General features: G+C 60.0%; 21 protein-coding genes and 1 tRNA gene (1 of these 22 only partly in view). 15 read left to right on the top strand and 7 right to left on the bottom strand.

Going from position 1 to position 19,536, the window contains the following annotated elements; translation table 11 throughout:
* A protein-coding gene (locus AAID99_RS03455) for a TonB-dependent receptor (RefSeq protein WP_498493149.1) crosses the window boundary here: on the bottom strand, positions 1 to 321 show its beginning. The gene continues 1,956 nt to the left of window position 1, outside the view; 321 of the gene's 2,277 nt are visible here — the first part of the coding sequence; the start codon lies at positions 319 to 321; its stop codon lies off the left edge, out of view.
* A 520-nt stretch (positions 322 to 841) separates the two neighbouring features.
* Here AAID99_RS03455 and AAID99_RS03450 point away from each other — a divergent pair.
* Entirely contained in the window at positions 842 to 1,762 is a 921-nt protein-coding gene (locus tag AAID99_RS03450) for a DUF2167 domain-containing protein (protein ID WP_498493148.1), read from the top strand.
* Positions 1,763 to 2,042: 280 nt separating this feature from the next.
* On the opposite strand, the gene AAID99_RS03445 is transcribed toward AAID99_RS03450, so the two are convergent.
* A tRNA-Gln gene (locus tag AAID99_RS03445) sits at positions 2,043 to 2,116 on the bottom strand.
* Positions 2,117 to 2,315: 199 nt separating this feature from the next.
* Between AAID99_RS03445 and AAID99_RS03440 the strand changes: the two genes are divergently transcribed.
* Both AAID99_RS03440 and AAID99_RS03435 read left to right on the top strand, forming a co-directional pair.
* Positions 2,316 to 3,449: a Ppx/GppA phosphatase family protein gene (locus AAID99_RS03440; protein ID WP_498493147.1), complete on the top strand. Its 1,134-nt coding sequence runs from the start codon at positions 2,316 to 2,318 to the stop codon at positions 3,447 to 3,449.
* A gap of 5 nt (positions 3,450 to 3,454) precedes the next feature.
* Positions 3,455 to 4,252 (top strand): RlmE family RNA methyltransferase, encoded by a 798-nt coding sequence (locus AAID99_RS03435; protein ID WP_188425342.1) that lies wholly within the window; start codon positions 3,455 to 3,457, stop codon positions 4,250 to 4,252.
* On the opposite strand, the gene AAID99_RS03430 is transcribed toward AAID99_RS03435, so the two are convergent.
* Entirely contained in the window at positions 4,253 to 5,188 is a 936-nt protein-coding gene (locus AAID99_RS03430; RefSeq protein WP_498493146.1) for an ROK family protein, read from the bottom strand.
* Between the two features lie 133 nt (positions 5,189 to 5,321).
* Between AAID99_RS03430 and AAID99_RS03425 the strand changes: the two genes are divergently transcribed.
* From AAID99_RS03425 to AAID99_RS03385, 9 genes are all read left to right on the top strand, one after another.
* A complete protein-coding gene (locus tag AAID99_RS03425) occupies positions 5,322 to 5,591 on the top strand; it encodes a sulfurtransferase TusA family protein (protein ID WP_188425340.1) in 270 nt (89 codons plus the stop codon).
* A 120-nt stretch (positions 5,592 to 5,711) separates the two neighbouring features.
* The gene (locus AAID99_RS03420) at positions 5,712 to 5,972 is read left to right on the top strand and encodes an exodeoxyribonuclease VII small subunit (protein ID WP_188425339.1); all 261 of its coding nucleotides are present in this window, start codon (positions 5,712 to 5,714) and stop codon (positions 5,970 to 5,972) included.
* The gene (locus tag AAID99_RS03415; protein ID WP_188425338.1) at positions 5,969 to 6,889 is read left to right on the top strand and encodes a polyprenyl synthetase family protein; all 921 of its coding nucleotides are present in this window, start codon (positions 5,969 to 5,971) and stop codon (positions 6,887 to 6,889) included. The genes AAID99_RS03420 and AAID99_RS03415 overlap by 4 nt, the downstream gene beginning before the upstream one ends.
* Before the next feature lie 4 nt (positions 6,890 to 6,893).
* A complete protein-coding gene (gene dxs, locus AAID99_RS03410; protein ID WP_188425337.1) occupies positions 6,894 to 8,888 on the top strand; it encodes a 1-deoxy-D-xylulose-5-phosphate synthase in 1,995 nt (664 codons plus the stop codon).
* Positions 8,888 to 9,628 (top strand): TlyA family RNA methyltransferase, encoded by a 741-nt coding sequence (locus AAID99_RS03405; protein ID WP_188425336.1) that lies wholly within the window; start codon positions 8,888 to 8,890, stop codon positions 9,626 to 9,628. Before dxs ends, AAID99_RS03405 begins: the two co-directional genes overlap by 1 nt.
* A 201-nt stretch (positions 9,629 to 9,829) precedes the next feature.
* Positions 9,830 to 11,023: a dual-specificity RNA methyltransferase RlmN gene (rlmN, locus tag AAID99_RS03400; RefSeq protein WP_188425335.1), complete on the top strand. Its 1,194-nt coding sequence runs from the start codon at positions 9,830 to 9,832 to the stop codon at positions 11,021 to 11,023.
* 95 nt (positions 11,024 to 11,118) lie between these two features.
* Positions 11,119 to 12,348 (top strand): argininosuccinate synthase, encoded by a 1,230-nt coding sequence (locus AAID99_RS03395; protein WP_188425334.1) that lies wholly within the window; start codon positions 11,119 to 11,121, stop codon positions 12,346 to 12,348.
* 92 nt (positions 12,349 to 12,440) lie between these two features.
* A complete protein-coding gene (locus tag AAID99_RS03390) occupies positions 12,441 to 12,929 on the top strand; it encodes an FKBP-type peptidyl-prolyl cis-trans isomerase (protein ID WP_188425333.1) in 489 nt (162 codons plus the stop codon).
* Between the two features lie 10 nt (positions 12,930 to 12,939).
* Positions 12,940 to 13,395, top strand: coding sequence for a c-type cytochrome (locus tag AAID99_RS03385; protein WP_188425332.1), 456 nt, complete (start codon positions 12,940 to 12,942; stop codon positions 13,393 to 13,395).
* 28 nt (positions 13,396 to 13,423) lie between these two features.
* Here AAID99_RS03385 and AAID99_RS03380 read toward each other — a convergent pair whose 3' ends face one another.
* Positions 13,424 to 13,987: a thymidine kinase gene (locus AAID99_RS03380; RefSeq protein ID WP_498493145.1), complete on the bottom strand. Its 564-nt coding sequence runs from the start codon at positions 13,985 to 13,987 to the stop codon at positions 13,424 to 13,426.
* A 94-nt stretch (positions 13,988 to 14,081) separates the two neighbouring features.
* On the opposite strand from AAID99_RS03380, the gene trpS reads away from it, so the two are divergent.
* From trpS to AAID99_RS03365, 3 genes are read left to right on the top strand one after another with little or no spacing between them, the layout of a single operon-like run.
* Positions 14,082 to 15,077, top strand: coding sequence for a tryptophan--tRNA ligase (trpS, locus tag AAID99_RS03375; protein WP_188425331.1), 996 nt, complete (start codon positions 14,082 to 14,084; stop codon positions 15,075 to 15,077).
* Positions 15,078 to 15,109: 32 nt separating this feature from the next.
* Positions 15,110 to 15,526, top strand: a complete 417-nt coding sequence (locus tag AAID99_RS03370; RefSeq protein ID WP_498493144.1) for a secondary thiamine-phosphate synthase enzyme YjbQ — start codon at positions 15,110 to 15,112, stop codon at positions 15,524 to 15,526.
* A gap of 4 nt (positions 15,527 to 15,530) precedes the next feature.
* A complete protein-coding gene (locus AAID99_RS03365) occupies positions 15,531 to 16,700 on the top strand; it encodes a right-handed parallel beta-helix repeat-containing protein (protein WP_188425329.1) in 1,170 nt (389 codons plus the stop codon).
* Between the two features lie 34 nt (positions 16,701 to 16,734).
* On the opposite strand, the gene AAID99_RS03360 is transcribed toward AAID99_RS03365, so the two are convergent.
* Genes AAID99_RS03360 through AAID99_RS03350 form a run of 3 tightly spaced genes read right to left on the bottom strand, consistent with a single transcriptional unit; the run spans position 16,735 to position 19,441 of the window.
* Positions 16,735 to 17,472 carry a ribonuclease T2 family protein gene (locus AAID99_RS03360; protein WP_498493143.1) on the bottom strand — a complete coding sequence of 246 codons (738 nt, stop codon included), beginning with the start codon at positions 17,470 to 17,472 and terminating at the stop codon, positions 16,735 to 16,737.
* Positions 17,469 to 18,323: an S-formylglutathione hydrolase gene (fghA, locus tag AAID99_RS03355; RefSeq protein WP_188425328.1), complete on the bottom strand. Its 855-nt coding sequence runs from the start codon at positions 18,321 to 18,323 to the stop codon at positions 17,469 to 17,471. The genes AAID99_RS03360 and fghA overlap by 4 nt, the downstream gene beginning before the upstream one ends.
* Positions 18,320 to 19,441, bottom strand: coding sequence for an S-(hydroxymethyl)glutathione dehydrogenase/class III alcohol dehydrogenase (locus AAID99_RS03350; RefSeq protein WP_498493142.1), 1,122 nt, complete (start codon positions 19,439 to 19,441; stop codon positions 18,320 to 18,322). The genes fghA and AAID99_RS03350 overlap by 4 nt, the downstream gene beginning before the upstream one ends.
* Positions 19,442 to 19,536 lie beyond the last annotated feature (95 nt).

Raw genomic sequence — 19,536 nt, 5'->3', positions numbered from 1 at the left:
GTAATTGCCGATATCGTTGATCGGAAAGCCTTCGAGCGTGAAGCCGATCTGACTGGCATTCAAACCGCGCAAGGTCAGATTGCCGCCGTTGAGGCCGAGCGGATCGACAGATGTTGTATTCACCCCAGGCAGCATGGCGATGAGCTGCATCGGGTTCAGTCCTGGCGTCTGCTTTGCAATAAACTCCTGTGTCACGGTCGAGCGCGATTTGGCTGCATCTTCATGCACCATCAACCCACCACCCGGCGCCTTGTGACGACTGCCCCGCACCTGCACGGTTTCGTTACGCGCTGCATCGGTCGGTGCGGTGGACCCCATCATGGAAGGCCCCGTATCCGTGTTCTGAACTACCTTTGGTGCGGCAGTCTTGCGCGTGGTCTGGCTTTGCTCCGCCTGAGCGGCGGAGACACTCAATGCAAGAACTGACGTCGCACATAAAAAGTAGCGGGCTCTCAAGCGCATCATATATCCCGAAAAACGTATTGGATGATTAACGAAAATTACTCGTTTCGTTAATGTGCCTATCACGCCCGCGACAAAAATGCGGATGAAAATTTGATGACGATACGAAATATAAAAGTCGTTTTAGATCAGTTACGTAAAGTTAGATTCAGATACAATCAACTTTTCTTGATGGAAAAGCATGAAATTCCTGATGCGATAAAATTAACAGTACTCGGTGAATTTCACGTAGGATATTAACGATATAAATCCCAATCGATAATACAGAATGTCATATAAAAAGTACTTACCAAAATAATTTGTTTATAAATGGGTGTCTTATTGGATTTTCTCCATGTATCAGGAAGACGCACTGCAATGAATGCATAAGGATATTGACGTGCTTTCGATACTGCGCCGGGCGGCGCTCCTGACCATCCTAAGTCTCTCACCCATCCCCGCCCTCGCTGACACCCCACCGGACAAGACCGAAGCCGCGCCCAACTCCCTGGGACAGCAGATCGCATCCCTTCCCTGGACTCACGGACCTGCGGCAGTGCACGTCAATGGCGGTTCGGTATTCGATGTGCCCGCCGGTTACGAGATGCTCACCCCGCCTTTCGGCAAGAAGTTTCTCGCCTTGGTCGGCAACCTCGTCGATGAATCAGATTCCATGAGCTACATCATGCAGCCTGAGGCGCAGGATAAGAGCTGGTTCATGGAACTTCGCTATTCCCCCTCCGGTTACGTTAGGGACACGGACAAGATCGACGCAAAGGAACTCCTCGAGTCCATGCGCCAGACATCGATCGAGACCAACAAGGCGCGTCGCGAAGCCCATCTTTCCGGCCTGACACTGCTCGGCTGGCAGCTCGAGCCGCATTATGATCAGCAGTTGCATCGCCTGGAATGGGCCTACAAGTTCCGCGACGATGACGGCTCACTCATCACTAACCTGAATACACGCATTCTGACGCGCGGCGGCTTCTATCGCGTCATGCTGGTGAGCGACGTTGAAACATTCCTGAGCGATCGCACCGACTTCAACACGGCCCTGCAGGGACTTCAGCCCACCACGGGCAATCGCTACAGCGACTACAAAGCTGGTGACAAGATTGCCGAATACGGTCTGATGGGGCTGATCGGCGGCGGCGCCGCTGCCGTAGCCATCAAGACGGGTCTGGCGGGAGCGGCTCTCGCCTTCATCGCCAAGATTTTTGGGGCGCTTGGTGCAAAGGGTCTCTTTGCAGCCATTTTCGGCTTCTTCGCTGTGCTCTGGACAAGCGTCAAGAATCTCTTCGCACGCAAGAAACAGGACTGACCGTGCAGTATCTCACCGCCCCGATTGCTTTCTTCATCTGTGCCACCCTGGGGTTCTGGGCGGTACTACAACTCGTGCCCGCCAGGAGCCGTCCTCCGGCGCGTTCGTCAGTCAAAAGCGAAGAGAGCAACCCGGAACACCCCTGGGACGGAGGCAGTGCCCCCCATCGGTTCGGCGATCACCCGGACGCGCACTGAAACCAGCACGGTTCGCACAGACGTCAGGCCAAGACCGGCATCGCGATTTGCGGTGCCGTAAAATTTGTCTTTTTTGGAAGTTTTGGCTGGGGGACCTGGATTCGAACCAGGGCTGACCGGGTCAGAGCCGGTAGTTCTACCGCTAAACTATCCCCCAGCATCTTTGCAGAAGCTGATTGCCTTGCGGTGGCGGTGAGATAGCACCCACCCGAATGGGCCGCAACCCCCTTATTCGCTTTTTTTTTCATAAATTGGACACGAGCAGCGCATAAAATGCTTGCTGCGCCACCGTGGCACTATCACATTGTTTTTGACGTAAGATTTCATGCCGCGATCAGGACAAGGGGAGGACGATCATGGGCTATAGCCGTAGCGAGACGCTGTCATCCCACACGCCTGAAGGCGCACCGTTCAGACATTTTGCTGCGCTGGACCTGGGCACCAATAATTGCAGGCTGATGATCGCGCGACGCACTGCCAGTGGCGTGCAGATTCTCGACCGACAGAACCGCATGGTCTGCCTTGGCGAAGGCCTCATCGAGACAGGCGAACTGAGCGCGCGGGCGATGGACCGGGCGGTGCGCACGCTTGATAGTTTCGCAGCACGTATGAAGGGCCTCCCCTCTCTGCAGATTCGCGCTGTCGCCACCGAAGCCTGCCGGAGGGCGCTCAACCGCGAGAGTTTCCTGTCGCGTGTCCGTTCCGAAACCGGCCTTTCACTCGAAGTCATCTCACCCAGAGAAGAGGTGGAGCTCGCTGTCGAAGGCTGCCGTACGCTGCTGCATCGCGCACAGAAACCGGGCGAACGCGCTATCGTCTTCGATATTGGCGGCGGGTCGACCGAGATCGCTTGGCTGCGCCTGAATTCTGAAACACGCGGACATGAACTGGTCAGCCTTGTCAGCCTGCCCTACGGCGTCGTGACGCTCTCTGAACAATTCGGTCGCCAGCGTCAGGCAGATTCATCCTCCAACAAGGACGATTTATACGAAACCATGGTGGAGACGGTGCGCAAGCCGCTGCTCGCGTTTGAGGAGGTTCACCAGATCGGCAGGGAGATGCAACGCGGGGCCGTGCAGATGCTCGGCACCAGCGGAACAGTCACCACTCTGGCGAGCATGGCGCAGAACCTTGCGCGCTACAGCCGACACGCAGTCGATGGCTTCTCGCTTTCGGCGCAGGCGGCTCACGACGCTATCGCTCTCGTTCGCGGCGCATCCTCAGGGGCGCAACAATCCCCTTCATCCTTGCCCCCCGACAGGCAGCATTTCATGTTGCCGGGCTGCGCTATTTTCGAGGCGATCCACAGTGTCTGGCCGTCGCAGCAGATCATCGTTGCCGATCGTGGCCTGCGAGATGGCATGGTGGCGCGCATGGCAGCCCAGGCGCGCAACAGCCGGGTCATCTCGCATGGCCATTCCCGCCATGGCGTCAACCGCCGAAGCAACGCGGATTATCGTGGCCATGTGGCACCGTCTTCCTTTATGTGACGCCCATGAGCAAAAACAGTGACAAGCGCGGCGGCAAGAGCGGCAAATCTTCCGAGAAGAGAGTTCCCGGAAAAGCCCTCAAGAGTTCGACCGCACCCGGCCAATTAGACAGCACGCTCGACGGAAGCTCTGTTCAGAATGCGCGCAACAAGACCGTCATGCTGCGCACGGCGCGGGGACGTTCGACCGCGCAGCAGCGCTGGCTGAACCGCCAGTTGAATGACCCTTATGTTGCAGCAGCCCGCAAGCAGGGCTGGCGCTCTCGGGCCGCGTTCAAGCTGATCGAGATTGACGACAGACTGAACCTGATCAAGCCGGGCATGAAGATTATCGATCTCGGCGCGGCGCCGGGCGGCTGGACACAGGTTGCGGTCAAACGCGGTGCAAGCGCCGTGGTCGGGGTTGATCTGCTGCCGGTCGATCCGGTGAGCGATGCCACGATCATCGAGGGAGATTTTACCGATCCCGACATGCCCGCACGTCTGATCGAGCTGCTGGGCGGCCCGGCCGATCTGGTCCTGTCAGATATGGCCCCCAACACTACCGGCCATGCACCGACAGACCATCTGCGTATCATGGGGCTTGCGGAAGGCGCGCTCGACTTCGCCATGCAGGTGCTGGCAGTCGGTGGCGGGTTTGTCGCGAAGGTTTTCCAGGGCGGGTCGGAGCGTCAGATGCTCGAACCCATGAAGCTCGCCTTTTCGAATGTCCGACATCTGAAACCGCCGGCATCGCGCAAGGAATCGAGCGAGCTTTACGTCGTAGCGACCGGGTTCAGACCCGATCGCCTTAATCAGGACTGATTACTCAGTAACATCCCACAGCCAGGCGGCTCCGCGCACGCCTGAGCTGTCACCATGCCTGTTGCGCACGATCGGCGTTGTGCAGGTCGGCGTGATGACATGGCGCGCCAGAAGCGGCGGCACACGCTCGTAAATACTGTCGAGGTTGGACACGCCACCGCCTAGCACGATGATGTCGGGATCGAGGAAATTGATCGCGAGCGCGCAAGCGCGTGAGAAGCGATCCATATAGCGGTCAAGCGCGCCGATCGCGGCGATATCGCCACTGGCCGCAGCCTCTTCGATACCCGCCGTGTTGTGGTGACCGATCCCTTTCCAGTCCTTGGCCAGTTCGGGGCCGCAGAGATAGCGCTCGAGACACCCCTCATTGCCGCAGAAACATTTCGGCAGCGGGAATTCCTCAAGGCGCGTCCAGGGAAGCGGCGTATGACCCCATTCACCGGCGATGCTGTGACGGCCACCGATGACTTTCCCGTCAACAACGATACCAGCGCCCATGCCGGTGCCGATGATGATACCGAAAACGGTGCGATTGCCCTCGCCTGCACCGTCTGCCGCCTCGGAAAGGGCGAAGCAGTTGGCGTCGTTCTCGACGCGCACGGAGCGACCGAGTGCACGGTCAAGGTCGATGCCGAAGGGCTGGTTGTTCAGCCAGGTCGCGTTGGCATTCTTGATAAGACCGGTCTCGGGCGAAATCGAGCCGGGAATGCCTATTCCAAGGGTCGAGCTCAGCTGGCCGGGCTTCGCAAGATGCGACGCAACACTGCCGAGGCGCTGGTCAACGCTCGCTACGAGATCGCGCACAGCGATCACGGCCTCCTCGTAAATTCCCGGGTTCGGGACACGCTCGCGCAGTTGCAGATCGCCAGCGCGATCAAGAACTGCGATTTCGATTTTCGTCCCACCGAAATCGATGCCGAGGCGATAATCAGCCATCTCATGCCTTACTGAATGTTGCTTCTGAAAACTGCGGCGCATGTTGCGGACGAATGCGGTCCGAGTAAAGATGTAATGGCAAAACAACGCCCGATCTTGAAACATGCCCTCGGCTGCGCGCATAATCTTCCCGATGACATTGCCGGCTTCTGAAACCCTCCTTGACGTGCGCGGGCTTGCCTGCCCCTTGCCCGTGCTTCGCGCGCATCGTAGCCTTCGCGCCATGCAAGGCGGTGAACGACTGCGAGTTCTCGCAACAGACCGAGCAAGTGTTGCCGATTTTCAGGCATTCTGCCGCGAGACGGGACATGCATTGGTTGCATTCTCGGAAGACGGCGAAACGCTTTCTTTCGTGATCCGTCGCAAATTGGACACAGCTGTGTCATCTCCTGTTACGGAATAATCATAGTCATTACTTCCTTGGGCTTGGAGAATGGAGTGCGACACGCTATCCCTCCTCCCATCGAGCCGTTTTCCTTGACGGCGATTTTCCGAAGCAGCGGAGCGGGACGGCATTTACGGCATGGACGCACAGCTTTCACAGCTCTCTTTCGAGGAGGCCCTGTCTGAACTCGACAGGATCGTACGCGGCCTCGAAAGCGGTCAGATGAAACTCGAGGACGCCATAAGCGCCTATGAGCGCGGTGCCGCCCTGCGCCGCCATTGCGAAACAAAACTCTCGGAAGCGGAGATGCGTGTTCGTGCCATCACACAACGTGACGGCACCACGACGACCGCACCCCTTTCCGAGTTTGACGAGAATTCTGGCGGAAAAGCCCAATGACCACCTCATCACCCACTCTAGTCGCGTCACCCGAGGCGCTGGCCACCTCGCTGGGTACTGCAGCCCGCGCCATTGAAGGGACGATTGATCGTCTGCTTCCCATGGTCGATGGTGACGAATCGGTGCTGCTCGAAGCCATGCGCTACGCCGCCCTTGGCGGTGGCAAGCGTCTGCGCGGTTATCTCGTAACCGAGGTCGCGGCGATCTTCGGCGCAGAGCCCGAAGGCGCGTTGCGCGTGGCTGCATCGGTCGAGATGCTGCACGCCTACAGCCTCGTTCATGACGATCTTCCGGCCATGGATGATGATGATCTGCGTCGCGGCCAGCCCTCGACACACAAGCAGTTTGATGAGGCGATTGCCATCCTTGCGGGCGATGCCTTGCAGACGTCGGCTTTCGAGATCCTGGCTGACGAGGCGACGCATTCCGACCCGGCCGTGCGCATCGCGCTGGTTGCTGCCCTTGCACAGGCTTCTGGCGCTGCCGGCATGGTCGGTGGTCAGGTTGTCGATATTCGTGGTGAGGGCAAATCCCTCCCCCTCGATCAGGTGCGTCGTCTTCACGCCATGAAGACCGGTGCCCTCATCCGCTACGCTGCCGAAGCCGGTGCCATTCTGGGCGGCGCTGACCGCGTACAGCGCGATGCGATCATCGCCTATGGACGTGATATCGGCACAGCCTTCCAGGTTGCCGATGACGTACTCGACACGACGGCAAGCGCCGAGGAACTCGGCAAGACCGCCGGCAAGGACGAAGCCTCCGGCAAATCCACCTATGTCTCCCTGCTTGGAATTGACGGCGCACGCGCCGAGGCCGCGCGCCTTTCCGGGCAGGCCACACAGGCCCTGACCTCTTTCGGGACCGAAGCAGCCGCGCTCAGAGCCCTGGCACAATACATCGTCGAGCGCAGGAATTAAGAGAATGAGCGATACCACCAAGCCGAACCCCAACGCCTCTATCCCGACGATGGGCCGTTTCCCGCATCTCGATCGCGTGGTTGTTCCTGCCGATCTGAGGAACTTCTCGACCGAGCAGCTCAAGCAGCTCGCAGAGGAACTGCGCTCTGAGACGGTTGATGCCGTCTCGACCACAGGCGGGCATCTCGGAGCTTCCCTGGGCGTTGTCGAGCTGACGGTTGCCATGCATGCCGTGTTCAACACGCCTGATGACCGTATCATCTGGGACGTTGGCCATCAGGCTTATCCTCACAAGATCCTGACCGGACGTCGCGACCGTATCCGCACGCTGCGCCAGCCCCATGGTCTGTCGGGCTTCACCCGTCGCTCGGAAAGCGAGTACGACCCGTTCGGCGCCGCGCATTCCTCGACGTCGATCTCGGCTGGCTTGGGCATGGCGGTCGCGCACCACCTGCGCGCCAACGAAGATCCCTCCTACCACGAGCGCAACGTCATTGCGGTCATCGGCGACGGGTCGATCTCGGCTGGCATGGCCTATGAAGCCATGAACAACGCAGCTGTGGCTGGTGCAGGCGCCAAGCGTCTGATCGTCATCCTCAACGACAACGAGATGTCGATCGCACCGCCGGTCGGCTCGATGTCGAACTACCTGTCGCGTCTCATGACGTCACGCAAGTTCCTGAGCCTTCGCGATCTGGCTGGCAAGCTGGCCAAGCGCCTGCCGGCTGGCCTCGAACGCACCGCCAAGCGCGCAGACGAGCTGACCCGCGGCCTGATTACGGGCGGCACGCTGTTTGAAGAGCTCGGGTTCTATTATGTCGGCCCCGTCGATGGTCATGACATGAACCAGCTCGTGCCGATCCTGCGCAATCTGCGCGACGCTGATGAGGGTCCGGTTCTGCTGCATGTCATCACCGAAAAGGGGCGTGGCTACACGCCTGCTGAATCGGCGGGTGACAAGTATCATGCCGTCAGCAAATTCAACGTCGTCACGGGCGAACAGAAAAAAGCGCCTGCTGGCCCGCCGAGCTACACCTCGGTGATGGCACGCGAATTGCTGCGTCATGCCGAAAAGGACGAGCGCATCACGGCCATCACGGCAGCGATGCCGTCCGGCACCGGTCTCGACAAATTCGCAACCAGACATCCCGACCGCTTCTTCGATGTCGGCATCGCCGAGCAGCACGCCGTGACGTTCGCTGCGGGCATGGCCTCGGAAGGCCTGCGTCCGTTCTGCGCCATCTATTCGACCTTCCTGCAGCGCGCCTATGACCAGGTTGTGCATGACGTCGATCTGCAGAACCTGCCGGTGCGTTTCGCCATTGACCGTGCCGGTCTCGTTGGCGCGGATGGGGCGACCCATGCCGGTTCGTTCGACCTGAACTATCTTTGCTGCCTCCCCAACATGGTCGTGATGGCACCGAGCGATGAGGTCGAACTCACCCACATGACGGCAACAGCTTGCGTCTATGATTCCGGTCCGATTGCTTTCCGTTACCCGCGCGGCAGCGGCACAGGCCTTGAACTGCCGGAAGCTGGCGAAATTCTGGAAATCGGTCGCGGCCGCATCGTGCGGGAAGCCGTACGCCAGCCAGGCGCGAAATCGGGCGTCGCAATCCTGTCTCTGGGCACGCGTCTGACCGAGTCTCTGAAGGCTGCCGATCATCTCGCCGCACAGGGCATCGCCGTGACCGTGGCCGATGCCCGTTTCGCCAAGCCGATCGACACGGCTCTGGTCGAGCGTCTGGCACGCGAGCATGAAGTGCTGATCACCATCGAAGAAGGTGCCGCCGGTGGCTTCAGCAGCCTGGTCGTGCGCCATCTGGCAGAAACCACCCTGCTCGATCAGGTCAAGTTCCGCCCAATGGCTCTGCCGGACACCTATATCGACCACAACCTGCCGGACGTGCAGTACGATGAAGCCGGGCTCAATGCCCCGCAGATCGTCACGGTCGCCCAGGCGGCTCTGGGTGCGCAGAACGCTCAGCAGACGGCCTGATGGCCAAGAAGCGGGCTGACGTACTTCTGGTCGAACGCGGGCTTGTCGAAAGTCGAGCCCGCGCGCAGGCGCTGATCATGGCGGGCCTTGCGTTCACCAAGGATCGTCGCATTGCCAAGGCGGGTGACATGCTCGCCGAAGACGCCCCACTTGACCTGCGCGGGCAGGACCATCCCTGGGTGTCTCGTGGCGGGCTCAAGCTCGACCACGCCCTTGCTCATTTTGCCCTCGACCCGACAGGCGCCACGGCGATCGATGTCGGGGCCTCGACGGGTGGCTTCACCGATGTTCTGCTGACCAAGGGCGCGACCAAGGTGTTCGCCGTGGATGTCGGGCACGGGCAGATCGCCTGGAAGCTTCGCTCTGATGAGCGTGTCGTGGTGATGGAAAAAACCAACGCCCGCACGCTCGATGCGACAATGATCCCTGATGCGATCTCTGTTGTCGTCTGCGATGCCAGCTTCATCGGTCTGCGCACTGTTTTGCCTCCGGCATTGGCGCTTTGCCAGCCGGGCGGCTGGGCCGTCGCCCTCATCAAGCCGCAATTCGAGGCAGGTCGTGCAGAGATTGGCGCCAAGGGCGTCGTACGTGATCCGGCAGTGCATGAGCGCGTCTGCGCAGAAATACGCGGCTGGTGGGAAGGGCTCGAGGGTTGGGAAGTGCTCGGTATCGAGCCGAGCCCCATCACCGGTCCGGAAGGCAACCGCGAATTCCTGATCGCGGCAAAACGGGTCTCTTGAATCAGGATAGCCCCGAGTAAGAATACCCTCGGGCAGGTGGAAAACGCGCGCCGTCAGAGAGACCCCGACGGGCTTGCCTCCTCCCACGCCACGCTCCGTTCGATCAGACCGGACATGGCTCGGGACTTAGCCTGGTGCTTCTCAAAAGCCGCGCATGGTTTTCCTTGCGTTTGAGGGGCTCTTCCATGATAGAGCAGCCCCATGTCCGACATTTCGACCCCTCTCGACCTGAATGAGCAGGAGCGCGCGCGCATCCTGGCCAAATCTGCTCTTTTCGCACCTCCGCCTGCGGTTCTGCCGGATGGACGTCGCGACCTCGTGGGCCTGTCACGCGAAGAGCTGATTGCTGAAATGGCTGCGTTCGGCGAGAAGCCGTTTCGCGCCAAGCAGCTCTGGCACTGGATCTATCATCAGGGGGCGACCGATTTCTCGCTCATGAGCAGCATTGCCAAGCCGCTCCAGGCAAAGCTTGCCGAACATTACGTCGTCGGGCGTCCCGCCACGTCTCTCGAACAGACCTCGAATGACGACACGCGCAAATTCCTGTTCCGCTTCCGTGACGGGCAGGAAGCCGAGACGGTCTATATCCCTGATCGTCGTGAAGATCGCGGCGCTGTCTGTATTTCCTCTCAGGTCGGCTGCACCCTTTCCTGCACCTTCTGCCATACAGGCACGCAAAAGCTCGTGCGTAATCTCGGCGCTGCCGAGATTGTCTCGCAGTTCATGGCTGCGCGCGATTCTTATGGCGAATGGCCGAGCCCCAGAGGGGAAACCCCTCGTCTGCTCTCCACCATCGTGCTGATGGGCATGGGCGAGCCGCTCTATAATTACGACAATGTGGCCAAGGCCATGCGCATCGTAATGGATGGCGAGGGCATCGCCCTGTCACGCCGACGCATCACCCTCTCCACATCGGGTGTCGTGCCCATGATGGATCGCTGCGGCGAGGAACTGGCGGTCAATCTCGCCATCTCCCTGCATGCCGTTACCAACGACCTGCGCGACAAGATCGTGCCGCTCAACCGCAAATATCCGATCGAAGAACTGATGGCGGCCTGCCGTCGCTATCCGGCGGCCTCGAATTCGCGACGCATCACTTTCGAATACATCATGCTGCGCGGGATCAATGACAGTGAAGCCGATGCCCGTGAACTGGTGCGCCTGATCAAGGGCCTACCCGCCAAGGTCAATCTCATCCCGTTCAATCCCTGGCCGGGTTCGGAATTCAAGCCCTCTACCCGTGAGCAGTTGCAGAAATTCGCGGCCATCGTGATGGATGCCGGTTTTGCCTCGCCGATCCGCATGCCGCGCGGCCGTGATATTCTTGCTGCCTGCGGTCAGCTGAAGACGGAAAGCGAGCGTCTTCGCCGCAATGTGACTGCCGAGGCTGAATAACAGGTCAGGGCCCGCCCCCAAGACTGGTCTGATCGGCTGACGGGTGGTAAGAAAGCCGCTGAACGCGTCATCTTTACAGAGGGAAGCTCGGCCTTATGACCGCCCGGGACATTAAAAAAGTCGTTCTCGCCTACTCGGGCGGGCTGGATACTTCCGTTATCCTTCGCTGGCTCCAGAAGGAATATGGCTGCGAGGTCGTGACCTTCACCGCCGATCTCGGCCAGGGTGAAGAGCTCGAGCCCGCACGCCGCAAGGCCGAAATGTTCGGCGTGAAGGAAATCTTCGTCGAAGATCTGCGTGAGACGTTCGTGAAGGATTTCGTCTTCCCGATGTTCCGCGCCAACGCGCTTTACGAGGGCCAGTATCTGCTCGGCACCTCGATCGCGCGCCCGCTGATCGCCCAGCGCCAGATCGAGATCGCCAAGATGGTCGGTGCCGATGCCGTTGCACATGGTGCTACCGGCAAGGGGAATGACCAGGTTCGCTTCGAACTCGGCTATTATGCCCTGCAGCCGGACATCAAGGTGATCGCGCCGTGGCGTGAGTGGAACCTCACGTCGCGTACCAAGCTTCTGGCCTTTGCCGAAGAAAACCAGATTCCCGTCACCAAGGACAAGCGCGGCGAAGCGCCGTTCTCGGTCGATGCCAATCTTCTGCACTCGTCTTCCGAAGGCAAGATTCTCGAAGACCCCGCGATCGCGCCTGACGAGATCGTCTTCCAGCGCACGATCTCGCCCGAAAACGCGCCCGATGTCGCCACCGAGATCGCCATCGATTTTCATGAGGGCGATCCGGTCGCGCTCAACGGCGTCACGCTTTCCCCTGCCGAATTGCTGACGCGCCTCAACAAGCTCGGTCATGATAACGGTATCGGCCGTCTCGACCTGGTCGAGAACCGCTTCGTCGGCATGAAGTCACGCGGCATCTACGAGACGCCGGGCGGCACCATTCTGCTGACCGCTCATCGCAGCATCGAATCCATCACGCTCGACCGCGAGGCCATGCACCTCAAGGACAGCCTGATGCCGCGCTATGCCGAGATCATCTATAACGGCTTCTGGTTCTCGCCCGAGCGTTACATGCTTCAGGCGCTGATCGATGCCAGCCAGAAATCGGTTACCGGCCGCGTCCGCCTCAAGCTCTACAAGGGCAATGTGATCTGCGTAGGTCGTGAAAGCCCGAACAGCCTGTACGATACCCGCGTCGTTACGTTCGAGGATGACGAGGGCGCCTATAATCAGGTCGACGCCCAGGGCTTCATCAAGCTCAATGCCTTGCGCCTGCGCCTTGGGGGCCAGATCGGCCGCACCGGCGGCAAGCCCTGATCGCAAGACGGCGATCGCCTGCCCCCGCTGACCCTCTCCGCAATGCGCGAGGTCGGGCAGCGGGGGCTTCGCAAGTTTCAAGAGGTCCAGACATGCGTATGTCCCGCTCCATCAAGACCCTCGTTGCCGGGGCGTCTTTCGTCGCTCTGACTGCCTGTGGCGGCCCGAAAGAAGAGCCGGAGCTGACACCCGAGCAGTTCATGGCCAAGGTTCGTGCGGAACCCGGGGTCAAGACCCTGCCTGACGGACTGGCCTACAAGGTTCTGAAATCTGGGCCGAAGGATGGTGAACAGCCATCCAAGGGCCGTATGATGATGCTGATCTATGAAGGGCGTCTGCCCGATGGCGGCATTTTCGACAGTTCCGAGCAGCACGGTAACGGCGCCTATATGCAGATGGCGCTCGACGGTCTCGTGCAAGGCTGGATGGAGGCCCTGCCGATGATGCATGTAGGTGATACGTGGATGCTCTATGTCCCGCCCGCACTAGGCTATGGCAAACGCTCCATGGGCATCATTCCGCCCAATAGCCCGCTGGTCTTCAAGATCCAGCTTCTGGGTCTGGGTGGGCAGGAGCAGTAAGACGCTCTCCATGCGTGCCCCCCTCGCCCTGGCGCTGATTGCCACGCTTGCTCTGGCGGGTTGTGGCAAGAAGAGCGCGGGGCAAAAGCTCTATGGCCCGAATTGTGGCATCTGCCACCATGGTGGCTCCGGCCTGCCCGGCGAGGTGCCACCTCTGGCCGGACGCCTTGATATAATCGCGAAAACGCGCGAGGGCCGGGACTATCTGGCACGTGTCATGCTCAACGGGCTCGACGGCCCGATAACGGCCAATGGCGGCCATTACAATTTTTCGATGCCCAGTTTCCGTCGTCTGACTGACGAACAGTTGAGTCTGATCCTGAACTGGCTCATTTCCCGAGGTGCCACGACACCCGCACCGGTCATCACCCCCGACATATTTGCGGCTGCCCGCAAGGAAGAAATCGGCTCGAACCGCGTGCATGATCTGCGCGACCATCTGTCCATACAGGGCAAGATCCCCTGATATCTGCCTTCGACGAGCGGAACAGAGTCTAGTCCGGAGCCGCCCAATGAGCGTCGCAACGCGCCTCATATAGATCATCGTCGCCGGTTTCGAGCACATGGCCAGTCTGGCGCTTCTTTGCCGTCCATCGCGCCGGTGCTTCGCAGACATGACACCGTGCGGTGAGCGGCACGTAACGGTCTGCCAGAACACGAAGCCGGGCCATGACATCGAAATCATGCTGCATGAAATCCGTATCAAGCCCGGCCACGCTGATATCGATTCCTGCCTCCAGGCTTTTCGCAATATCGGCTACCACATCGCCCGTATAATGCGGCGCAATCATGAAATGCCCCTCATCGAGCAGAATATGCCTGAAACGCGCAAAATCGCTGGGCCAGCAAGAGATCGAACGCGCAGGGCGGCGCAACCCGACACGGCTGTGAATGCTTGCCCCCGAGCGCGTGTCGAAAGCGGGTGCAAGACAGAGACTGCCCTCCTGATCGGGGTGGTCCACGAGCAGATGCGCCGATTTGCCGGCAAACATCGGACCCGCATAGACAGTCAGAATCCCCCTCGGCACCACGATCTCCTCGTTCAGACGCGCCGTCATGCAAATTGACGCCGCGCAGCCCTTACAGGCATTTGCGCTGGCTCGGCAATCTTTCCCCTTGACCGTTTGTCAGACGCATTCGACAACATCGGCCATGCAACGTGTATTTTCCGGCATTCAGCCGACCGGCGTCCCCCAGCTTGGCAATTATCTTGGCGCGATCCGCAACTGGGTGCGGCTGCAGGAAGATCATGACTGCGTGTTCTGCCTGGTCGACATGCACGCCCTCACCGTCTTTCGTGAGCCCGAGCAATTGCGACGCGACAATCTGGCTCAGGCCGCCTGTCTGATCGCCTCTGGTATCGATCCCGAAAAGCATGTGCTCTACAACCAGTCTGCCGTAAGCGCCCATGCGCGCCTTGGCTGGATTTTCAATTGCGTCGTGCGCCTCGGCTGGCTCAACCGCATGACACAGTTCAAGGAAAAGGCAGGCAAGGATCGCGAACAGCATTCCGCCGGGCTTTTCGTCTATCCCGCTTTGATGGCTGCCGATATTCACGCGTTTCATGCCACCCGCGTACCGGTGGGCGAAGATCAGAAGCAGCATCTCGAAATCGCCAATGATATTGGTGCGAAGTTCAACCATGATTACGGGGTCGATTTCTTCCCCATGATCGAACCCCTGATCCCGCCTTCGGCAGCTCGCGTCATGAGCCTGCGCGACGGCACCAAAAAGATGTCGAAATCCGACCCTTCTGCCCAGTCACGCATCGAACTGACCGACACAGCGGATGATATCGCCCTCAAGATACGCAAGGCGAAATCGGACACCGAGGCCCTGCCCTCCGAGGCCGCCGGGCTGGAAGGCCGCCCCGAAGCGCGTAATCTGGTGACGATCTACGCCGCCATGGCCAATCAGGGCGTCGATGACGTGCTGGCACGTTTCGGCGGTCAGGGCTTTGGTCCCTTCAAGGCCGCTCTCGCCGAAGTACTGGTCGAGACGCTGTCACCGGTTGCCAACGAAACACGCCGCCTGCTCGAGGATCGCTCCCATCTGGAGGGCGTTCTGAGACAGGGGGCAGCACGCGCCAATGCCCTGGCCGAGCCGATTGTAAGCGAGGCGGAACGGCTGGTTGGCTATCTGCGCTGACACTGGAACCAGAGCGAGACAGGATACCGGAAATGCAGCAGGCCTTTCACCGTCTTTCCATTCGTACACGGGGCAAGGGCCTGACCATGATCACCGGGTCGGTGCTCGACTGGGTCGCCTCAACCGGCATTGAAGACGGGCTCCTGACGCTCTGGTGTCGTCACACCTCGGCATCGCTCATTGTTCAGGAAAATGCCGATCCGACCGTCCAGCACGATATCGTCAGCTATTTCGACGACCTCGTGCCGGAAGCACGCGCCTATCGTCATGATTACGAGGGGGCGGATGACATGCCCGCTCATATCCGTTCGGTTCTGACCAATGTGCAGCTCACCATTCCCGTCATGGGTGGTGAGCCCGTGCTTGGCACATGGCAGGGCATCTATCTTTTCGAGCATCGCCGTACGCCGCATAGCCGCGAGATCGTGCTGCACCTGCAGGGCAACTGACATCGTGACCCGTGCGGGTGCTGCTCTCGCCGTCGCAATCGGGCTGTGGCTGGGTATTCCTGTTGCTGCATGTGCTGAAGCCGGCCTGAACGTTGCGCAATTCGGGGCGCGCTGCGATGACGCAACCGATGACACGAAAAGCTTTCAGGCCGCGGTAGACGCCGCTACGGCAAAGAATGTTGCGCTGTCCCTGTCCGGCACCTGTCGGGTTAGAACTTTGAGAGCGCCTCCGACCGCGAAAACCTTCATACTGGAAGGCAATAACGGCACGCTGCGCTTTCTCGACGGGGGATTGGTGCTCAGTGCCCCGAAGCCAGGCACGGCGGTGATACCCTATATCATTCGCAATCTGCGGTTGCGGTCGGTCAACGCCTACACGGATACAGCCATCAGCGTCACCGGCGCCTTCAAGGGAGTGGTCGAGAACGTCAATATCGATCGCTTCCGAAACGGCGTCGAGCTTATTGCCACGTCGGATAACATCGTCAGAGGGTCGTTCTTCGACTCCTTTGGCGATTCCAATGCTGTCGTGATCAGTGGCACCATGGCAGCCAGCAACACCGTCTCGGCCTATGCCTCGAATAATACGGTATCCGATGTGACGGATATCCACGGCACAGGAATCTTCATCGGGCCAGGGGTGCAAGGCACGAAAATCCGCAACCTGCGTGTGCTGGAGGCCTGGTACGGCATCTACGCTGTAGACGGCAAGGACGACGAAGATCTCAGCGTCTCCGATTCCTATCTCGAAGGGAAACGTGCCGGTATTTTTGCTGATGGGGTGGACCTGACCCGCGTGGTCAATTGCAGCGCCGACCTCCCCTCAAGCGGGGCCGAACCCGGCTGGGCCGGCTTTCATCTGGACCGCATGTATGGCGGTATCCTGGCCAATTCCTCGGTCTGGGGAGCCGCAGCTGCCCGGTCTCCGGTCATTGTTGCCGGGGGCAATATCAATGTGATCGGCAATCAGATCACTGGCATAGCCAATGGCCCCTGCATGAGGCTGATACCCTTTCCGAAGTCTGATGATTCACCTCTTCTGGTGTCGAACAACACATGCTGGGCATCTGGTGGCTATGAGGTGGTCGGGCACGGGCCCGTAGCGGGCAGTAACAATCTCTGGTCACGCCCCGGTGACCACCACCTCATGATACGCAACTTCCCCTCGCCCTGAGCGCGCCATGACGAGGCACGCCCAGAGAAGGCTCTCACCAGTTTTTGAGCCAGAAACTGGCAGGGCAGTTATCCTGCATCTGAGGGGAGTCCAGATAACTTCCGGCGCTCGGGAATTGCCCCATGCGCTTCGGATCGAGCGTGAACCAGAGCTGTGTCAGCACGACGCGTTTGGCCTGATCCGTCTCGCAGCGGAGCTGGAGCGCTCTTGGCTGTGTTGCGCCTGTCGCCGTGCGGAAAAACGCCAGCACCTCGTCATGTCCCACCACAGTACCGGCGCGGGCTGCCAGAAACGCCATCATGGGTGAACGGGAGAAACGGCTCTGAAGCGCGCTTGCCTTTGCGAAAAAGACACCCGGATCATAGCCGAAACAGGCCCCGTGCTTGACCCATTCATGGGTCAGCAGCGACGGGTTGGTGTGCGGCATGATCTCGCCAAGTGTTTGCAGCATGGCGTTATCGAGCACAGGTGGCGGCGCGTCAGGACCAAACAGGCCGCAACCTTCACGCCACCAACGCTCGACCGGCACGTTCTGCGCTTCAAGCGAATGGGGCTCTGAGGCCCATAGCCCGTGCAGACCGACAAGTGACTGGCGTGGCTGATCGGAGGTGCAGCCACCTCCGGCACTGCAGAACCCGGGCTGCCAGGTAAGCGCCAGCGTATTGTGATCGAAATCGCCATGCGCAAGCGGAACAAGCGCGGAGGGATGCGGCTCTGACCCGACACACCCAGCGAGGAACAGCACCGAGACGGCCACAAGCTTGCGTATCATGAGCGCGCTCCCAGAAGCCGTGCATGGTGAGCGACATGATCGCTTATCACACTCTGAATGAACCAGTAGGAGTGATCATATCCCGCATGATAGCGCAGCGTCAGCGGCTGGCCCGCCTTTGCTGCGGCATTCTCGATGAGATCGGGTCGCAGCTCCTGTGCCAGAAACTGGTCAGCAGTCCCTTGATCGATGAGGATCTCGTTCGGATGACGCCTGCCAGACGCGATCAGCGAAACAGCATCCCAGGCAGCCCAGCTTTCCCGGTCTTCACCGAGATAGGCCTTAAACGCTCTCGTGCCCCACGGTACCACTGAAGGATGCACAATAGGCGCAAGGGCGCTGACGGATTGCCAGAGGGACGGGTTGCGCAGCCCATGAACGAGCGCCCCATGACCGCCCATCGAATGCCCCATGATACCGAAAGCCGATCCTTCCTGCCCGAAACGGGTGCGGATCAGCTCCGGCAACTCGTCCGCCACATAGCTGCCCATGCGATAATGCGACGCCCAGGGCTGCCGGGTCGCATCGAGATAGAAACCGGCCGCCGTGCCAAGATCGTAGGTGTCATTTTCTCCCTCGACACCGGCGCCGCGTGGCGAGGTGTCGGGTGCGACCAGCGTGAGGCCGCAAGCTGCTGCCTCGGCAATGATCGTGGATTTCTGCAGGAACGTCTCATGCGTGCAGGTCAGCCCTGCCAGCAGAAAAAGCACCGGCGTCTTGTCGCCGCGCAATGCCTCAGCAGGCCGGAACAGCATGAACTTCGCATCGAGGCCGAGACTGGTCGATTTATGCGCGACCGTGCTGACAGCCCCACCATGACATAGCTGCTTCGAGAGTATCTCGACGCTCATGCGTCGAATTCCACAACCGAGCGGATAGATTTGCCCTGACTCATCAGGTCGAACCCGTGATTGATCTCCGACAGCTTGAGATGCTGCGTGATCAGGGAGTCGATGTTGATCCGTCCTTCCATATACATGTCGACGATCTTGGGCACATCGGTGCGTCCTCGCGCGCCGCCGAAAGCCGAGCCGATCCAGCGACGCCCGGTGACAAGCTGGAAAGGACGCGTGCTGATTTCCTGCCCTGCTCCAGCCACGCCGATCACGCAGGAAACACCCCAGCCGCGATGCGCGCATTCGAGCGCCTGACGCATGAGCTTGACGTTGCCTACGCATTCGAACGTGTAGTCAGCGCCCCCACCCGTCAGTTCGACCAGATGCCCGACCACATCGCCATCGGGGCCAAGATCGGCAGGATTGACGAAATGGGTCATGCCGAACTGACGGGCAATTTCGGCACGCTCCGGGTTGAGGTCGACGCCAACGATCTGGCGCGCGCCAACCATCTTCGCCCCCTGGATGACATTGAGACCGATGCCACCAAGACCGAACACGACAACCGTGGAATTGGCCTCTACCTTGGCCGTGAACAGCACCGCACCGATACCCGTGGTCACGCCGCAACCGATGTAGCAGATCTTGTCGAGAGGCGCGTCGCTACGCACCTTCGCCAGAGCAATTTCAGGCAGCACGGTGAAGTTTGCGAAGGTCGAGCAGCCCATATAGTGGTGAACAGGCTTGCCACGATAGGAAAAGCGCGTGGTGCCATCGGGCATAAGCCCCTTGCCCTGCGTTGCCCGGATGGAGGTGCAGAGATTGGTCTTGCGCGACAGGCACGACGGGCAGGAACGGCATTCCGGAGTGTAAAGAGGAATCACATGGTCACCCGGCCTGAGCGAGGTGACACCGGCACCGACCTCAAGCACGATACCTGCCCCTTCATGCCCGAGGATCGCCGGAAACAGGCCTTCCGGGTCGGCGCCTGACATAGTGAACTTGTCGGTATGGCAGAGCCCTGTCGCCTTGATCTCGACCAGAACCTCGCCTGCGCGCGGCCCTTCCAGCTGAACGGTATCGATTTCAAGCGGGCGACCGGCTTCAAGAGCCAGAGCGGCAATCACATCCATAGACGGAAACTCCAGTGAAAGAAGATGATTCACGATACGTCACAAAACAGCGACAGTTTTAACGAGTTTTATGCACAGCGTCTTCGATAAGATGC

It is taken from the genome of Asaia sp. Ae19-3 (genome assembly GCF_059801175.1).
The sequence above is the reverse complement of the archived record's forward strand: the minus strand, read 5'-3'. Positions and strand labels throughout refer to the sequence as shown.